This window comes from Vibrio sp. 10N.222.52.B7, assembly GCF_041474275.1.
Taxonomy (GTDB): domain Bacteria; phylum Pseudomonadota; class Gammaproteobacteria; order Enterobacterales; family Vibrionaceae; genus Vibrio; species Vibrio crassostreae_C.
The window spans coordinates 1-320 of the sequence record NZ_JBFRTU010000642.1; the positions used below are offsets into that span (position 1 = coordinate 1).

Consider the following 320-nt stretch of genomic DNA (forward strand, 5'->3'; position numbering starts at 1 on the left):
ATCTAAAATGAAAGAGTACATCGCTGAGATAAGATCTCATGGTATTGAAGTATGGGGAGATTTTTTGTTCGGTTTTGATGAACATGACACTTCTATCTTCAAACAAACGCAGAAGTTCGTCGAAGATATCAAGGTTGATAAGGTGATCCCACACTACATGATTCCGTTTCCCGGTTCGGAGTCTTTTAATCAGCTAGAGCGTGAAGGGCGACTTCTTACTAAAGATTGGTCCAAGTACGATGGTAGCCATTCGGTTTATCAGCCCAGTCGTATGAGCGTTGAAGAGCTAGAGGAAGGCTTGTATTGGATTTGGAGAAAGA

The 320-nt window shown here is 41.9% G+C and carries 1 pseudogene; it reads left to right on the plus strand.

Features of this window, described 5'->3' with window-relative positions:
* A pseudogene (locus tag AB4512_RS24605) lies at positions 1–320 on the plus strand (radical SAM protein); the annotation flags it as partial.